Consider the following 14,348-nt stretch of genomic DNA (forward strand, 5'->3'; position numbering starts at 1 on the left):
GCGCGCGACGCGCGCGCCGGGGCAGCCTACCCGGTCATGACGGGAGGACCTGTGCCCGAGCGGTGAGCAGCAGATCGCGCGAGGAGGTGCCGAGCCGGATGGTGCGCGTGCCGGTGCCGAGGACCCAGGTGTGGCGTTCCGGGTCCCAGGAGGACAGGGTCCGGGCGGCGACGGGCACCGTGACGTGGCGGAACTGGCCGGGCCGCAGCTCGATGCGCCGGTAGCCGGCCAGCATCCGTACCGGCTGGTCCAGCGTCAGGTCCGGTGACGGGCCGGCGTACAGCTGGGCGACGGTGACACCGGTGCGCCGCCCGGTGTTGCGGACGGTGAAGCGGGCCGTGAGGCCGCCGCCGGGCGCGGGGGTCACGGTGAGCCCCGTGTACGCGAAGGTGGTGTAGGACAGGCCGTGCCCGAAGGGGAACAGCGGCTCGACGCCCTCCGCGTCGTACCAGCGGTAGCCGGTACGGATGCCTTCGGAGTACTCCTGGACGCCGCCGCTGCCGGGGTAGCGGCGCGGGTCGCCGGCCATGGGGTGGCGGGTGTCGGAGACCGGGAAGGTCTGGGTGAGGCGGCCGCCGGGGTCGGTGTCCCCGAAGAGCACGGCGGCGGTCGCGGCGGCGCCTTCCTGGCCCGGGTAGTACATCTGCAGCACGGCGCCGGTGCGGTCCAGCCACGGCATGGTGACGGCGGACGAGGTGTTGAGGACGACGGTCGTACGGGGGTTGGCGGCGGTCACCGCGTCGATGAGTGCCTCCTGCCGGCCGGGCAGCGCGAGGGTGGTCCGGTCGCGGCCCTCGGCGGCGTCCTCGTAGGCGAAGAGCACCACGCTGTGGGCGGCGCGGGCCGTGCGTACCGCTTCGGCGAGGTCGGCCGCGCGGGTGGCGGTGGTGATGTGGCGCAGCCGGAAGAGCTGTCCTTGGGTTCCACCGTGGGCGGTGACGCGCAGGGTGTGGCGTCCGGGGGTGAGGCGGAGGCCGCGGCGGCGGACCTTCAGGCCGTCGGGGGCGGTGGAGACGAGGCCGAAGCCGGCGAAGAGTTCGGTCTCGCGGTCCTGCGCGGCGAAGAGTTCAGTGCCGTCCAGGACGACCTTGGGGCGTTCGCCGCCGTAGTGGACGACGAAGGTCCACTCGTCGGGGTCGTCGACGGTGAGCGTTCCTTCGTAGGTGTAGGTCTTCCCGGGCCGGACGCGTTGGCCCTCGAAGGACGCCCCGCGGACCGGGAGGGGCTTGCCGTACAGGTCCTCGCCGAGGGCGTGGGTGACCGTGGCGCCGTCGCCCGCGCGGGCGGTGATGGCGTCGAGCGGGCTGTCGGCACGGTCGGGGACGACGTGGGCGCTTCCGCCGCCGGCGGCGAACGGCACCGTGCCGGTGGGGCCGATGACGGCGACGGAGCGGGCGGCGGGCCCGGTGAGCGGCAGCGTGGACCGCTCGTTGCGGAGCAGGGTGGCTCCCGCGACGGCGACCCGGTACGCGAGGCGCGCCCCGGCCTCCCGGTCGCGGGCGGCGGGGCGGGCGGGCACGGTGCCGTCGAGGAGGCCGAAGCGGCTCATGACGGTGAGGATCCGGCGTACGGATCGGTCGACGACGTCCTCGGGGACGGTGCCGTCCCGCACGGCCCGCCGGAGGGCGTCGCCGAACCAGCGGCCGGCGGGCATCTCCATGTCGAGGCCCGCGGTGAGGGACGGGACGGTGCTGTGGGTGGCGTCCCAGTCGCTCATCACCCAGCCGTCGAAGCCCCACGTCTCGCGCAGGACGCCGGTGAGCAGGGCGCGGTTCTCGCAGGCGTGGAGGCCGTCGACCTTGTTGTAGGCGCCCATCACCGCTCCTGTGCCGGCGGCGACGGCGGCCTCGAAGCCGCGCAGTTCCGTCTCGTGCAGGGCCTGTTCGCCGATCCGTACGTCGACGGTGGTGCGGTCCTTCTCCTGGTTGTTGAGGGCGAAGTGCTTGACGGTGGCGATCAGTCCCTCCTCCTGGATGCCCCGGATCTCCTCGGTGACGAGGTCGGAGGTGAGGAGCGGATCCTCGCTGAACGTCTCGAAGTTGCGTCCGGCGTAGGGGGTGCGGATCAGGTTGACCATGGGGGACAGCAGGACGTCCTGTCCGAGCGCCCGGCCCTCGTGGCCGATGACGCGGCCGTACTCGTGCGCGAGGGCGGGGTCGAAGGCGCTCGCCAGCATCACGGGGGCGGGCAGGGCGGTGGCGCGTGCTCTGACGCGTACGCCCGCCGGGCCGTCGGCCAGTCGCAGGGGCGGGATGCCGAGCCTCGGTACGCCGGGGATCCAGCCGGCCTGGCCGAGGCTGCGGGGGTCCTTGGCACCGTGGAGGAAGGTGAGCTTCTCGTCGAGGGTGAGCCGGGCGAGCAGGTCGTCGACGCGGCTGCCGGTGGTGGGTGGTTCGGCGGCGCGGACGGAAGTGGTGAGGGGCCCGGTGGCCGCCGCTGCGGCGGCCGCTCCGGTGAGCAGGCGGAGCGTGGCCCTGCGTGAGACGTTTTCTGACATACGCGCACTATGCGCGTCATATGGGGCGTTTCAGGCGATGTGCCGCCGGACGGGGCCGCCCCCGCACCCGAAGAGGGGTGCGGGGGCGGCTTTCACGCGCGCGTCCGACCACGCGCGCGTGAAGCGTGGGCACGCGCGCGTGTCAGGAGTGCGGGCGCAGGGTCCAGATGATGGTCATCTCGCCCGTCACCGCGCCGTCCTCGCGGGTGATCTCGATGTTCACCGGGAACTCGGGGCGCTGTCCGGCGTCCAGTTCGGCGACGACCTCGGCCTTGGTGCGGCCGAGGGTGGCCGTGGCGGTGACGGGGCCCATCGCGAGCTTCTTGTAGCCGATCTCCGCCTTGACCGCGAGCGGCACGGCCCGGTTCATCTGGTCACCGAACGCGCCGATGACGATGGCTCCGCTGGCGGACTCGCCCAGCGTGAACATCGCGCCCGCGTGCGGGCCGCCGACGTGGTTGTGGAAGGCGCCCTGGTCCGGGAGGCGGAGCACCGCGCGCTCGGCAGTCGCCTCGACGACCTCCAGGTTCAGGGTCTTGGCCATGGGAACGGTGGCCAGCAGCATGTCGCCGATGTTCGGCAGGGTCTCGGACATGCCCCGAAGTTACCAGGCAGTAGCAAGCGCGGGAACCCATGCCGGGGCGCCTTCTCATGGGGGCGGGCGTGGCACCCGTCACCACCCCCCTCTATGGTTACTCGCCATGTGGCCAGGACAGCAGCCGCCCGGGGGCGAGCAGAACCCGCAGGACCAGAACCCGTACCAGCAGCCGGGGTACCAGCAGCCCAACCCGTACCAGCAGCCCGGCACTCCGCCGCCGCCGCACACTCCGCCGCCGCAGCCCGGCTACGGCTACCCGCAGCAGGGGCAGCCCGGGTACCCGCAGCCGAACCCGTACCAGCAGCCCACCGTCCAGCAGTACGGGGTCCCGGGGCAGCCTCCCGGCCCGCCCGTGCCGCCGCCGCGGAACGCCGACGACAAGAAGAAGACGACCGTCGTCGCGATCGTCGCGGCGACCGCCGTGGTCGTCGCCGCCGGTGTCACCGGGTTCCTGGTGCTGAAGGACGACGGCAAGAACACGAACGCCGGCGGGGACCCCAAGCCCTCGCAGAGCACGTCGAAGTCCTCCGTGCCCGCCCCGCCGGCGCCGACCGACAACCCGCGCGACGGTTCCGGCGCGGCCAAGCCCACCATCCCGGGGTGGAAGGTGGTCCACAACCCCAAGCGCAGCGCGCAGTTCGACGTGCCGCCGGACTGGGAGGTCGTCGGTGCGGGGACCGGCGTCGGCTTCGAGGACGAGAAGAAGGGCGACGGCAGCTCCGTCGTCATGATGTCCGCCCCGGCCGAGTACAAGAGCAAGTGGTGCGTGGACGACGCCGACAAGGACGGCCGCGACGAGGAGACCGGCCTCGCCATGGTCGGCACCAAGGGCGGCCAGGGCGCGAAGAACACCGCCGAGGCGGCCTACAACGAGGCGGGCAACTGGGTGTGGGCGGGATACGCCCAGACCGAGCCCAAGGGCACCGTCAAGGTGACCAAGGCCGCGCCGTACACGACCACCTCCGGGCTGACCGGGCACGTGGCCACGGCGACCGCCCTGAACACCAAGAAGGAGGGAAAGTGCGACACCGACGGCAAGTCCATCGCCTTCTCCTTCAAGAACTCCAAGGGTGACTTCGTCAGCTGGGTCATGTACGCCAACACCGGCGTCGCGGGCGAGGTGCCGGAGGCGACCATCCAGAAGATCCTCGCCACGGTCCGGCTGGCGGAAGGGTCCTGATCGCTCCGGACCGTAATCGGTTTGGCATCGGGGCGCGTCGCCGGGGATAGTCCCGGAGTGAGTACTCCCGCCGCCGCTCCCCGCAAGCGCTCCCGTCCCCGGCGCCCCGAGTGGGCCGGGCGCAACTACACCCTGCTGACCGCCGCCGCGATCGTCACCAATCTGGGCACCCACGGGGCCCTGATCGCGGCGGCGTTCGCGGTGCTGGAGTCCGGCGGGGACGGCGGCGACGTGGGCCTCGTCGCCGCGGCCCGCACCCTGCCCCTCGTGCTCTTCCTGCTCATAGGCGGCGCGGTGGCCGACCGGATCCCCCGCCACCGGGTGATGGTCGCCGCCAACGCGCTCAACTGCGCCTCCCAGGCGGTGTTCGCCGTCCTGGTCCTGGCGGGCGACCCGCAACTGTGGCAGATGATGCTGCTCACCGCCCTGTGCGGCACCGGGCAGGCGTTCTTCAGCCCGGCCGCCGAGGGCATGCTGATGTCCAGTGTCAGCGGCGAGCAGGCCGGCCGGGCCTTCGCCCTCTTCCGGATGGCCATGAACGGCGCGGGCATCGGCGGCGCGGCGCTCGGCGGCGCGATGATCGCCGCGTTCGGCCCCGGCTGGGTCCTCGCCGTCGACGCGGCGGCGTTCGCCGTGGCGGGCGCGCTGCGCGCCTTCCTCGACGTGAGTCACATCCCGGAGCGCGAGGCCGGGGGCGGGCTGTTGGCCGATCTGCGGGAGGGCTGGCAGGAGTTCACGGGAAGGCCCTGGCTCTGGGCGATCGTGGCGCAGTTCTCGGTCGTCGTGGCGGTGGTCGGCGCGGCCGAGTCGGTGTACGGGCCGCTGGTCGCCCAGGAGGAGCTGGGCGGCGCCCGGCCCTGGGGCCTCGCCCTCGCGGCGTTCGGCGCGGGCACCGTCGGCGGCGCGCTGCTGGCGATGCGGTGGAAGCCCCGCCGGATGCTCCTGGTGGGCACGCTGTGCGTCTTCCCGCTGGCCCTGCCGTCCGCCGCGCTGGCCGTGCCGCTCCCGGTGGGCGGTCTGATCGCGGCCATGTTCGTCTGCGGTGTCGCGCTGGAGATCTTCGGTGTCGCGTGGATGACCGCGCTGCACCAGGAGATCCCGGAGGACAAGCTGTCGCGGGTCTCGGCGTACGACTGGTTCGGCTCGACCGCGATGCTGCCGCTGTCGACTGCCCTGGCCGGACCGGCGGCGGACCTGTTCGGACGGTCGGCGTCGCTGTGGGGCTGTGCGGCGCTGGTGGTGCTGGTGACGGCACTGGTGCTGCTGGTTCCCGACGTACGGAACCTGACGCGGCGTACGAAGGAGGTGACCGCGCAGGCGGCCGTCCCCGCGCCGTCAGCCGATGCCGAAGGCCCCGTCGGGCGGCTGGGGTGACGCGACCGCGTCCTCGTCCCGTACGATCCGCGCGTCGCCCATGAACCGGGCCAGCGACGCCCCGTGCTCCACGCGCGCGGGGAAGGCGTCCGCGGCGGCCCGCCGGGCCAGGCGCGCGGTGTCGATCTCCCGGTGCGAGGCGACGAGCACGGCGTTGCCGAACCGCCGGCCGCGCAGCACGCCGGGCTCGGCGATCAGCGCGAGGTGCTCGAACACGGCGCCGAAGGTGGCCAGCTGGGAGCGGAGGAACACGAAGGGCGCCCCGTCCGCCAGGTTCGCCACATAGACCCCGTCCTTCCGCAGCACCCGCTCCGCGGCCCGCGCGTAGGCGAGGGACGTCAGGTGCGCGGGCACCCGCGACCCGCCGAAGACGTCCGCGATCAGCACGTCCGCCGACCGCTCGGGCGCCGCCTCCAGCCAGGCCCGCGCGTCCGCGCCGTGCACGGTGATCCCGCTGCCGGGCGGCAGCGGCAGGTGCTCGGTCACCAGCGCGATGAGTGCCCGGTCGGCCTCGACGACGTCCTGCCGTGAGCCGGGCCGGGTGACGGCCAGCCGGCGGGGCAGGGTGAGGGCCCCGCCGCCCAGGTGCAGGACGTCGAGGGGCTCGCCCTCGGGCGCCACGCAGTCCACGGCGTGGGCGAGCCGGCGGGCGTACTCGAACTCCAGGTGCGTCGGGTCGTCCAGGTCGACGTACGACTGGGGCGCGCCGTCGATCGTCAGCAGCCAGGCCCGGTCGCGGTCCACGTCGGGCATCAGCTTGGCGGTGCCGTGGTCGACATCGCGGAGTACGGGCAGCGGCTCGGTCACCGCTTCATTGTGCCCGCGCGGCGGCGACGGCCTCCGCGTGGGCCGCCCCCCCGGCGCGGGCCGCGCGCGGGCCGGCCGTCGGGCTGTCCGCCGCACCACCACGTGCCCGCCTCCCCGGGTGGTGCTCCCAGGGGAGGCGGGCACGTCGGCTCACAGCACCTCGGTCACCGTCCCGGCGCCGACGGTGCGGCCGCCCTCGCGGATCGCGAAGCCGAGGCCCGGCTCCAGCGGGACGTCACGGCCCAGCTCGACGGTCATGGTGACCGTGTCGCCGGGGCGTGCGACGGCCGCCTCGCCGAGGTCGACGTCGCCGACGACGTCCGCGGTGCGGATGTAGAACTGCGGCCGGTAGCCGGTCGTCAGGGGCGTGGTCCGGCCGCCCTCGCGCCCGGACAGGACGTACACCTGCGCGGTGAAGCGCCGGCGTGGCGCGACGCTGCCCGGCGCCGCCACGACATGACCGCGGCGGACCGCGTCGCGGGGCACACCGCGGAGCAGCAGGGCCACGTTGTCCCCCGCCTGGGCGGAGTCCATGGGCCTGCCGAAGGTCTCCAGGCCGGTGACGACCGTCTCCCCCGCTTTCGATGCCGCCGTCGCGCCGAGCACCTCCACCCGGTCGCCGACCCGCACGGTGCCGCGCTCGACGGCCCCGGTGACGACCGTGCCGCGTCCGGTGATGGTGAGCACGTTCTCGACGGGCAGGAGGAACGGGGCGTCCACGTACCGCTCGGGCATGGGGACATACGTGTCCACGGCGTCCAGCAGCGCCTCGATGGCGCCGGTCCAGCGCGGGTCGCCCTCCAGGGCCTTGAGCCCCGAGACCCGTACGACGGGGACGGCGTCGCCGCCGTACCCGTGCGCGGTGAGCAGCTCCCGCACCTCCAGCTCCACGAGGTCGGTGAGCTCCTCGTCGCCCGCGTCGGCCTTGTTGAGGGCGACGACGATGTGGTCGACGCCGACCTGGCGGGCGAGCAGGACGTGCTCGGCCGTCTGCGGCATGATCCCGTCGAGCGCCGAGACGACGAGGATCGCCCCGTCGAGCTGGGCGGCTCCGGTGACCATGTTCTTGACGTAGTCGGCGTGGCCGGGCATGTCGACGTGCGCGTAGTGGCGGGTGTCGGTCTCGTACTCGACGTGCGCGATGTTGATGGTGATGCCCCGCCGGGCCTCCTCGGGCGCGCGGTCGATGCGGTCGAAGGGCACGAAGGTGCCGGTTCCGCGCTCGCTGAGGACCTTGGTGATGGCGGCGGTCAGGGTGGTCTTGCCGTGGTCGACGTGGCCCATGGTGCCGATGTTGAGGTGCGGCTTGGTGCGCACGTATGCCGTCTTGGACATGACTGTCTGCGGTTCCTTCCCGGAACTCGAAGCGATGAAGGGGACCCCTGGGCCTTGCCGACCCTCCCCCTGCGGGGTCCGCCGGACGATCCGGGAAGGGTCAGCTTCGGGCGCCGTCGAGAACGGCCGGGAAAGCGAATGCGGCAGCCTTCGGCGCGTCCGCGACTGCGGACGGCGCTGCGGGGAAGGCGTACCGGAACATGTGCTGATCATGGCGCGGCGGGAGCCGCGCGTCGACCGATTTTCGCTACGCCCGGGACCGGTGGTGCCTGGGGGGCCGACGAGGCCGGCGGGGCGTGCGTGAGGCGGGCGTTACGGCGATCACGGCGCCCCGTCGGTTAGTCTCCCCGGATGCTCGACCCCGTCGCCAGGCCCCAGGCCGGTCTCGCCGTCCGCTGCTCCCGCGCTCTTCTGTCGCCGTGGTCGCGACTGTCGCTGCTCCTCGTCGTCCTCGCGTCGGCGGCGGTGACGGTGGTGCTGTACGAGCCTCAGCGGTTGCTGTCGGCGGGCTGGCCGCCGCAGGTGAGCGGTGCGGGCGCGGTGGTGTTGTTCGCGCTGGCGTACGGCCTGTGCACCGCTGCCTTCGTGCCGAGGCCGATCCTCAACCTGGCGGCGGGTGCGCTGTTCGGCTCCCAGGCGGGGCTCCCGGCGGCGGTCGCGGGGACGGTGCTGGGCGCCGGGATCGCCTTCACGCTGGGGCGGGTGCTGGGGCAGGACGCGCTGCGGCCGCTGGTGCGGGGGCGCTGGCTCGAGGCGGCGGACGGGCAGTTGAGCCGGCACGGGTTCCGGTCCATGCTGGCGATCCGGCTGTTCCCAGGAGTGCCGTTCGCCGCGGCGAACTACTGCGCGGCGGTGTCGCGCATGGGATACCTGCCGTTCCTGCTGGCGACCGGGCTCGGATCGATCCCCAACACGGCGGCGTACGTGGTGGCGGGGAGCGAGGCGGCGTCGCCGACCTCGCCCGCCTTCCTGTTCGCGATGGGGTTCATCGTGCTGAGCGGGCTGGGCGCCGCGGTGGTCGCCTGGTGCAAGCGGCACCGCCTGCGCAGCCGTTGAGCTCCTACAGCGCTTCGAGAATCATGGCGTTGGCCAGTCCGCCCGCCTCGCACATGGTCTGGAGGCCGTAGCGGGCACCGCGCTCGCGCATGGCGTGGACCAGGGTGGTCGTCAGCCGGGTGCCGCTGGCACCCAGCGGGTGGCCGAGCGCGATGGCGCCGCCGTGGACGTTGACACGGTCGAGGTCGGCGCCGGTCTCCTGCTGCCAGGCCAGGACGACGGCGGCGAAGGCCTCGTTGACCTCGAAGAGGTCGATGTCGTCGAGCCGCAGTCCGGCCTTGTGCAGCACCTTCTCGGTGGCGGGGATCACGCCGGTCAGCATCAGCAGCGGGTCCGAGCCGGTGACGGCGAAGCCGTGCAGGCGGGCGAGCGGACGGAGTCCGAGCTTCCGGGCGGTGTCGCCGGCCATGATCAGCACGGCGGAGGCGCCGTCGTTGACGGGGCTGGCGTTGCCGGCCGTGACGGACCAGTCGATCTGCGGGAACCGTTCGGCGAAGACCGGGTCGTGGTAGGCGGGCCGCAGCCCCGCCAGTATCTCCGTGGTCGTGCCGGGCCGGACGCACTCGTCGCTCCGGAGGCCCGCCAGGGGGGCGACCTCGGCGTCGAACAACCCGTCCGCCCAGCTACGGGCGGCCCGCTGGTGCGACATCACCGCGTACTCGTCCATCGCGGTGCGGTCGATCGACCACTTGGCGGCGATCAGTTCGGCGCTGATGCCCTGCGGCACCAGGCCCTCGGGGTAGCGGGCGGCGACGCCGGGGCCGAACGGGTCGGCGCCGGGCGGCACGTTCGACCACATGGGGACACGGCTCATCGATTCGACGCCGCAGGCGACCACGATGTCGTACGCGCCCGACATCACGCCCTGTGCGGCGAAGTGGGTGGCCTGCTGGGAGGAGCCGCACTGGCGGTCGACGGTCGTGGCGGGCACGTGCTCGGGCAGTCCGGCGCCGAGCCAGGCGTACCGCGTGGTGTTCATGGCCTGCTCGCCGACCTGGTCGACACAGCCGCCGATGACGTCGTCGACGAGGGCGGGGTCGACGCCGCTGCGCTCGATGAGGGTGCGAAGGGTGTGGGAGAGCAGCTCGACGGGGTGGGTTCCGGCCAGGGCTCCGTTCTGCTTGCCCTTGCCGATGGGGGTCCGGACGGCCTCGACGATGACGGCGTCGCGCATGGGTACGGCTCCTCGTTCGCGGGAGGTGGGCTGACGGGCGAGTGAGTTGGAAAACTGGACCAACACTCGTCGGTAACATAACGCAGTGAGTTGGGAAATCCAACCCTCCCCCTTAAGGTGGCCGCCATGGGGGACGCCCCATGGACGTCGCATGGACGTCGCCTGGAGGAAGCCGCATGAAGGAGACCCCACCGGTGAAGGAGTCCCGGCCGAAGCACCCCCGGCCCTGTTCGATCGCGGACACCCTGGCGCTCGTCGGCGAGAAGTACTCGCTGCTGGTGCTGCGCGAGGTGTTCCTGGGCGTACGCCGCTTCGACCGCATCGCCCGCAACACCGGAGCCCCCCGCGACATCCTCACCGCGCGCCTCCGCCGCCTCGTCGACGCCGGCATCCTGGAGAAGGTCCCGTACAGCGAGCGCCCGCGGCGCTTCGAGTACCGCCCCACCGACGCCGGCCGGGACCTGCACCCCGTCCTGCTCACCCTCATGGCCTGGGGCGACCGGCACCTGAACGACGAGCCGCCGACGGTGGTCGAGCACACGTGCGGCGTCCCGCTCCGCCCGGTCGTGGTCTGCGGCTGCTGCGGCGAGGAGGCCCGTGGTGACACCCTGACCCCGCATGTGCGGGCTCCCGGCTGGACGGTGGCGGGTCCCGTCGAGACCTGAGAGGGGTTCATTCATCTAAGGGCTGTACGCTGCGCACCGACCGGCCGTCGATCAACGGCCCCCTCATTGACCGCACGAGCACATTCGGGACGGCCCTAGCCCCATGAATTGGTTCGAATCGCTCATCCTCGGACTCGTCCAGGGGCTGACGGAATTCCTCCCCATTTCGTCCAGCGCACACCTGCGCCTCACCGCGGCCTTCGCGGGCTGGCACGACCCGGGCGCGGCCTTCACGGCGATCACGCAGATCGGTACCGAGACGGCCGTCCTCATCTACTTCCGCAAGGACATCGCGCGGATCGTCTCCGCCTGGTTCCGCTCGCTCACGGACAAGGCGATGCGCGGCGACCACGACGCACAGATGGGCTGGCTGGTCATCGTCGGCTCGATCCCGATCGGTGTGCTGGGCGTCACCCTCAAGGACCACATCGAGGGCCCCTTCCGTGATCTGCGACTGATCGCGACGACGCTGATCGTGATGGGCATCGTCCTGGGCATCGCCGACCGTCTCGCGGCCCGGGTCGAGGAGGGCGGCCGGCACCGTGCCGCGCCGGAGCGCAAGACGCTGAAGGACCTGGGGGTCAAGGACGGCCTGATCTTCGGCATGTGCCAGGCGATGGCACTGATCCCCGGTGTGTCCCGGTCCGGAGCGACCATCAGCGGCGGCCTGCTGATGAGCTACACCCGCGAGGCGGCGGCCCGGTACTCCTTCCTGCTCGCCATCCCGGCGGTACTGGCGTCCGGGCTCTTCGAGCTGAAGGACGCGACCGAGGGCGGACACGTGTCGTGGGGGCCGACGATCTTCGCGACGATCATCGCCTTCGGTGTCGGTTATGCGGTGATCGCGTGGTTCATGAAGTTCATTACGACCAAGAGCTTCATGCCGTTCGTGATCTACCGGATCCTGCTCGGTCTGGTGCTGTTCGCGCTGGTCGGGATGGGTGTCCTCAGCCCGCACGCCGGGGAGTCGGGCGGCTGACCGGGGCCTCAGCGATCCTCTCCCCCTCATCCAGACAGCCGTCACCGGGGCTCTTCTCCCGGCACCCGAACCTCCTTCACCGAGGCTCGCCCGCGACAGCGCAGGCGCGCAGCGGGCGCTTGAGCTCGTGAGGGAGGCCGCTGGTCTCCACCGAGCAAGGAGGGCAGAGCGGAGGATGTGATCGCAGAGGCCCGACGCGCCGGCCTGTCGCCGACCACCATCTCGGAGTACCCGCCCTCAGTCGCGAGTGGGTGCGCTGAATCGCGGACCGGGTGGACCGCGAGCGATCCACCGCCTAGCCCGCCGGTGCCGGCGCCGCTGGCGGTGTCGCGCGTCCGACCGTCACCCCCGACACCCCCGCCTGCCCGGCGGGGGCGTTCTGTATGCGTCCGGTTCGTGTCGCCCCCTTGCGCTGCGCCCCGGTTAGGCCGTTTTGATGCTTATCCGAATTTCGGGCGCTTCATGTAGGCCACGAGTTGGCCATCGTTGGGGCCGGGGTGGTTGGGCACGACTTGGACGAGCTCCCAGCCGTCGTCGCCGAAGGTGTCGAGGGTCTGCTTGGTCGCGTTGAGGGGTAGCGGTATGGTCGCGTACTCCCACTTCGCCAGTTCCGCGCTGCCACCTCCTGTGGGGGTGGATTTGGCTTCGATTCGATTCGAGGCGGTGGTCACCGTGGGGTTTTTCGCTTTTGCCTGCTCGCCGGTCGGCAGGAGCAGTAGCAGGGCCGCAGCGACCGACACTACGAGCGCGGAGCTGAGCGACCACCATAGGAGGCGCGGGCTGAGGCGGGTGGGTGTCGAGGGGGTGAGTCGTGGCATGGATGTACTCCGTGTTTGAGGGCAGGGGTGCCGCGTGGCTTGGGGCGCCTCTCGCGTAGGGCAACGGGTCCAGTTGCTGCGCGCAGCAGTTGAGGCACATTGGTGAGGCTAAGTGGGCCCTGATTACAGCGGCCAACCAGCCGAGCCGAACGAGTGAACGAAGTGTGCGGGACACGGTCGGCGACGCCGCCGGCGGTGCCGGGCGCCTGATCACACGAAGGAACGCCCCGCCTTCTCGGCGGGGGCCTTCTGCGTGTGCGCCCGCTTCGCGCCCTTGTGGCTGTATTCGGCTCGCCTGACCGTGGTGCGTAGGCAAGGTGTCGCATCGACGACAGAGGGCTGACCTGCGACGTAAGCTCATGCCGTTCGTGATCTACCGGATCCTGCTCGGTCTGGTGCTGTTCGCGCTGGTCGGGATGGGTGTCCTCAGCCCGCACGCCGGGGAGTCGGGCGGTTGACCGGCCGCGGGAGCTTCGTCACAAAACGGCCCTGGAAGTAGCCTGACCGCCCGCACCTCCGCCTACGCTGGTTGCCATGACCCGATCCCCAGACGAGCTGCCCACCCCGGATGCCGACGCCCTGAACGCGGCGATCCGGGAATTGTGGGTGCGCTCCGGCGGGCAGCTGTCGGCGGACGAGCAGCGGATCTACAGCGCCCTGGTCCTCCAGTGGGCCCGGACGTCGCAGCAGGGTGACGTCGCGAGGGCCGCGTAGGACCGCCCGGCGCGTGCCCCGGCCCCGCCGGGGTGCCAAGATCCGAACGACCCGCCCCAGGCCTGCCTCGCCCGGCGCCGCGACGCCTCCCCGGCGCACGTCATCGGTGACGTCCCGCCGCCGTACGCGCCCGACCCGCCGGAGTCTCCCGAGCACGGGCACCGGCTCCCGGCACGGGCACCGGCTCCGGGCATGGGCGGGGGCCGCCGGCAGGGGGGGGTGACCGGCGGCCCCATGCCCGGGTCCTCCGTCCCGAACACACATAAAGAGGGTCCCGCGCACCACGGATGGGCGCGAGGGCGCGCGGCGCATATATGCATGCATTCCGTTCACACCCCGTGTGAACCCTGTCCCGACTTCCCGCCCGGCTGCGATCACGCGCCGCGCGGCGCACCCTGGTCCCATGGCCTGGCAAGCACCTGTCGTCGTGCACCGCCCCTCCCCCGGGGGTGGGCGGCGCGTGACGATACGCGGGCAGATCGTGGGGCTCGCCCACAACGACGCGGACCTCATCGAGTTCCTGCGGCGGGCCGGGCTGGACGAGGCCGACATCTCCCTGGACGACCCGCACCTCGTGGAGTGGCGCGGCGGCCGGGCCCACCACTGGGAAGCGGCCTGAGGGACGGGGCGCAGGGCGGCCGTGCAGGGCTCTTGGCCCGCGGCTCCCGCTGCCCGACACTGAAGCGATGACGCAGCGCGTGGATCTCGCGACCGTGATGGACCGGCTCGCCATCGACGAAGTGATCACCCGGTACGCGGTGGCGGTGGACGACGCGGACTGGTCCGCCTACCGCGAGCTGTTCACGGGGGACGGGCACGCCGACTACCGGGCGGCGGGCGGTGTCGCGGGCAGGGCGGGAGAGGTCGCGGACTGGCTGGCGGAGACGATGCGGCTGTTCCCCGTGCGCCAGCACCTCATCGTCAACCGGCGGGTGGCCATCGAGGACATGGGCGGCTATCCAGGCGACAGCGCCGAGGCGCTGGCCGACTATGTGAACCCGATGCGGATGGCGGCGGGAGACGACTTCGTCTCGGGCGGGCGGTACACGTTCGCCCTGACGCGCACGGACGGCGGATGGCGGCTGCGGACGGTGGTCGTGCACGAGAAGTGGCGACGCGCTACGGGCGTACTGTCGGCGGAATGACCGGCT

Annotated in this window: 14 protein-coding genes and 1 pseudogene; 9 read left to right on the plus strand and 6 right to left on the minus strand. The window is 72.4% G+C overall.

Features of this window, described 5'->3' with window-relative positions; genetic code table 11:
- Positions 1–34: 34 nt before the first annotated feature.
- Positions 35–2,497 carry a beta-glucosidase gene (locus ACZ6C1_RS30575; RefSeq protein WP_469245293.1) on the minus strand — a complete coding sequence of 821 codons (2,463 nt, stop codon included), beginning with the start codon at positions 2,495–2,497 and terminating at the stop codon, positions 35–37.
- A 142-nt stretch (positions 2,498–2,639) separates the two neighbouring features.
- Positions 2,640–3,092 (minus strand): DUF4442 domain-containing protein, encoded by a 453-nt coding sequence (locus ACZ6C1_RS30580; protein WP_469245295.1) that lies wholly within the window; start codon positions 3,090–3,092, stop codon positions 2,640–2,642.
- A 106-nt stretch (positions 3,093–3,198) separates the two neighbouring features.
- Here ACZ6C1_RS30580 and ACZ6C1_RS30585 point away from each other — a divergent pair, with 106 nt between their 5' ends.
- Positions 3,199–4,275 carry a DUF8017 domain-containing protein gene (locus tag ACZ6C1_RS30585; RefSeq protein WP_469245297.1) on the plus strand — a complete coding sequence of 359 codons (1,077 nt, stop codon included), beginning with the start codon at positions 3,199–3,201 and terminating at the stop codon, positions 4,273–4,275.
- A 57-nt stretch (positions 4,276–4,332) separates the two neighbouring features.
- Positions 4,333–5,649, plus strand: a complete 1,317-nt coding sequence (locus tag ACZ6C1_RS30590; protein WP_469245299.1) for an MFS transporter — start codon at positions 4,333–4,335, stop codon at positions 5,647–5,649.
- Here ACZ6C1_RS30590 and ACZ6C1_RS30595 read toward each other — a convergent pair.
- Together ACZ6C1_RS30595 and tuf are read right to left on the minus strand one after the other, a co-directional pair.
- A complete protein-coding gene (locus ACZ6C1_RS30595; RefSeq protein ID WP_469245301.1) occupies positions 5,611–6,456 on the minus strand; it encodes a spermidine synthase in 846 nt (281 codons plus the stop codon). The two genes, ACZ6C1_RS30590 and ACZ6C1_RS30595, sit on opposite strands and share 39 nt — an antisense overlap.
- Positions 6,457–6,606: 150 nt before the next feature.
- Entirely contained in the window at positions 6,607–7,791 is a 1,185-nt protein-coding gene (gene tuf, locus ACZ6C1_RS30600; protein ID WP_469245303.1) for an elongation factor Tu, read from the minus strand.
- A gap of 351 nt (positions 7,792–8,142) precedes the next feature.
- Between tuf and ACZ6C1_RS30605 the strand changes: the two genes are divergently transcribed.
- Complete coding sequence (locus ACZ6C1_RS30605; protein ID WP_469245305.1) at positions 8,143–8,847, plus strand: TVP38/TMEM64 family protein; 705 nt, start codon at positions 8,143–8,145, stop codon at positions 8,845–8,847.
- A gap of 4 nt (positions 8,848–8,851) precedes the next feature.
- On the opposite strand, the gene ACZ6C1_RS30610 is transcribed toward ACZ6C1_RS30605, so the two are convergent.
- Positions 8,852–10,021, minus strand: coding sequence for a thiolase family protein (locus ACZ6C1_RS30610; RefSeq protein ID WP_469245306.1), 1,170 nt, complete (start codon positions 10,019–10,021; stop codon positions 8,852–8,854).
- A gap of 176 nt (positions 10,022–10,197) precedes the next feature.
- On the opposite strand from ACZ6C1_RS30610, the gene ACZ6C1_RS30615 reads away from it, so the two are divergent.
- Together ACZ6C1_RS30615 and ACZ6C1_RS30620 are read left to right on the plus strand one after the other, a co-directional pair.
- The gene (locus ACZ6C1_RS30615) at positions 10,198–10,686 is read left to right on the plus strand and encodes a winged helix-turn-helix transcriptional regulator (protein WP_469245308.1); all 489 of its coding nucleotides are present in this window, start codon (positions 10,198–10,200) and stop codon (positions 10,684–10,686) included.
- Between the two features lie 103 nt (positions 10,687–10,789).
- Entirely contained in the window at positions 10,790–11,665 is an 876-nt protein-coding gene (locus ACZ6C1_RS30620; protein ID WP_469245310.1) for an undecaprenyl-diphosphate phosphatase, read from the plus strand.
- A gap of 440 nt (positions 11,666–12,105) precedes the next feature.
- Here the strand turns inward: ACZ6C1_RS30620 and ACZ6C1_RS30625 are convergent, their stop codons facing one another.
- A complete protein-coding gene (locus ACZ6C1_RS30625) occupies positions 12,106–12,273 on the minus strand; it encodes a DUF4177 domain-containing protein (RefSeq protein WP_469245419.1) in 168 nt (55 codons plus the stop codon).
- 560 nt (positions 12,274–12,833) lie between these two features.
- On the opposite strand from ACZ6C1_RS30625, the pseudogene ACZ6C1_RS30630 reads away from it, so the two are divergent.
- From ACZ6C1_RS30630 to ACZ6C1_RS30645, 4 genes and pseudogenes are all read left to right on the plus strand, one after another.
- Positions 12,834–12,941: pseudogene (locus ACZ6C1_RS30630) on the plus strand (undecaprenyl-diphosphatase); the annotation flags it as partial.
- Between the two features lie 76 nt (positions 12,942–13,017).
- A complete protein-coding gene (locus ACZ6C1_RS30635; RefSeq protein WP_469245312.1) occupies positions 13,018–13,197 on the plus strand; it encodes a hypothetical protein in 180 nt (59 codons plus the stop codon).
- 403 nt (positions 13,198–13,600) lie between these two features.
- Positions 13,601–13,816 carry a hypothetical protein gene (locus tag ACZ6C1_RS30640; protein WP_084896905.1) on the plus strand — a complete coding sequence of 72 codons (216 nt, stop codon included), beginning with the start codon at positions 13,601–13,603 and terminating at the stop codon, positions 13,814–13,816.
- A 67-nt stretch (positions 13,817–13,883) separates the two neighbouring features.
- Positions 13,884–14,342, plus strand: coding sequence for a nuclear transport factor 2 family protein (locus tag ACZ6C1_RS30645; protein ID WP_469245314.1), 459 nt, complete (start codon positions 13,884–13,886; stop codon positions 14,340–14,342).
- Positions 14,343–14,348: the final 6 nt, after the last annotated feature.

The sequence above is a fragment of the Streptomyces sp. NPDC041796 genome (assembly GCF_055590785.1).

Excerpts from the sequence above, each read along its gene's own strand:
- ACZ6C1_RS30575 (WP_469245293.1), bottom strand. The coding sequence starts at position 2,497 with ATGTCAGAAAACGTCTCACGCAGGGCCACGCTCCGCCTGCTCACCGGA.
- ACZ6C1_RS30580 (WP_469245295.1), bottom strand. The coding sequence starts at position 3,092 with ATGTCCGAGACCCTGCCGAACATCGGCGACATGCTGCTGGCCACCGTT.
- ACZ6C1_RS30585 (WP_469245297.1), top strand. The coding sequence starts at position 3,199 with ATGTGGCCAGGACAGCAGCCGCCCGGGGGCGAGCAGAACCCGCAGGAC.
- tuf (WP_469245303.1), bottom strand. The coding sequence starts at position 7,791 with ATGTCCAAGACGGCATACGTGCGCACCAAGCCGCACCTCAACATCGGC.
- ACZ6C1_RS30605 (WP_469245305.1), top strand. The coding sequence starts at position 8,143 with ATGCTCGACCCCGTCGCCAGGCCCCAGGCCGGTCTCGCCGTCCGCTGC.
- ACZ6C1_RS30610 (WP_469245306.1), bottom strand. The coding sequence starts at position 10,021 with ATGCGCGACGCCGTCATCGTCGAGGCCGTCCGGACCCCCATCGGCAAG.
- ACZ6C1_RS30615 (WP_469245308.1), top strand. The coding sequence starts at position 10,198 with ATGAAGGAGACCCCACCGGTGAAGGAGTCCCGGCCGAAGCACCCCCGG.
- ACZ6C1_RS30620 (WP_469245310.1), top strand. The coding sequence starts at position 10,790 with ATGAATTGGTTCGAATCGCTCATCCTCGGACTCGTCCAGGGGCTGACG.
- ACZ6C1_RS30635 (WP_469245312.1), top strand. The coding sequence starts at position 13,018 with ATGACCCGATCCCCAGACGAGCTGCCCACCCCGGATGCCGACGCCCTG.
- ACZ6C1_RS30640 (WP_084896905.1), top strand. The coding sequence starts at position 13,601 with ATGGCCTGGCAAGCACCTGTCGTCGTGCACCGCCCCTCCCCCGGGGGT.
- ACZ6C1_RS30645 (WP_469245314.1), top strand. The coding sequence starts at position 13,884 with ATGACGCAGCGCGTGGATCTCGCGACCGTGATGGACCGGCTCGCCATC.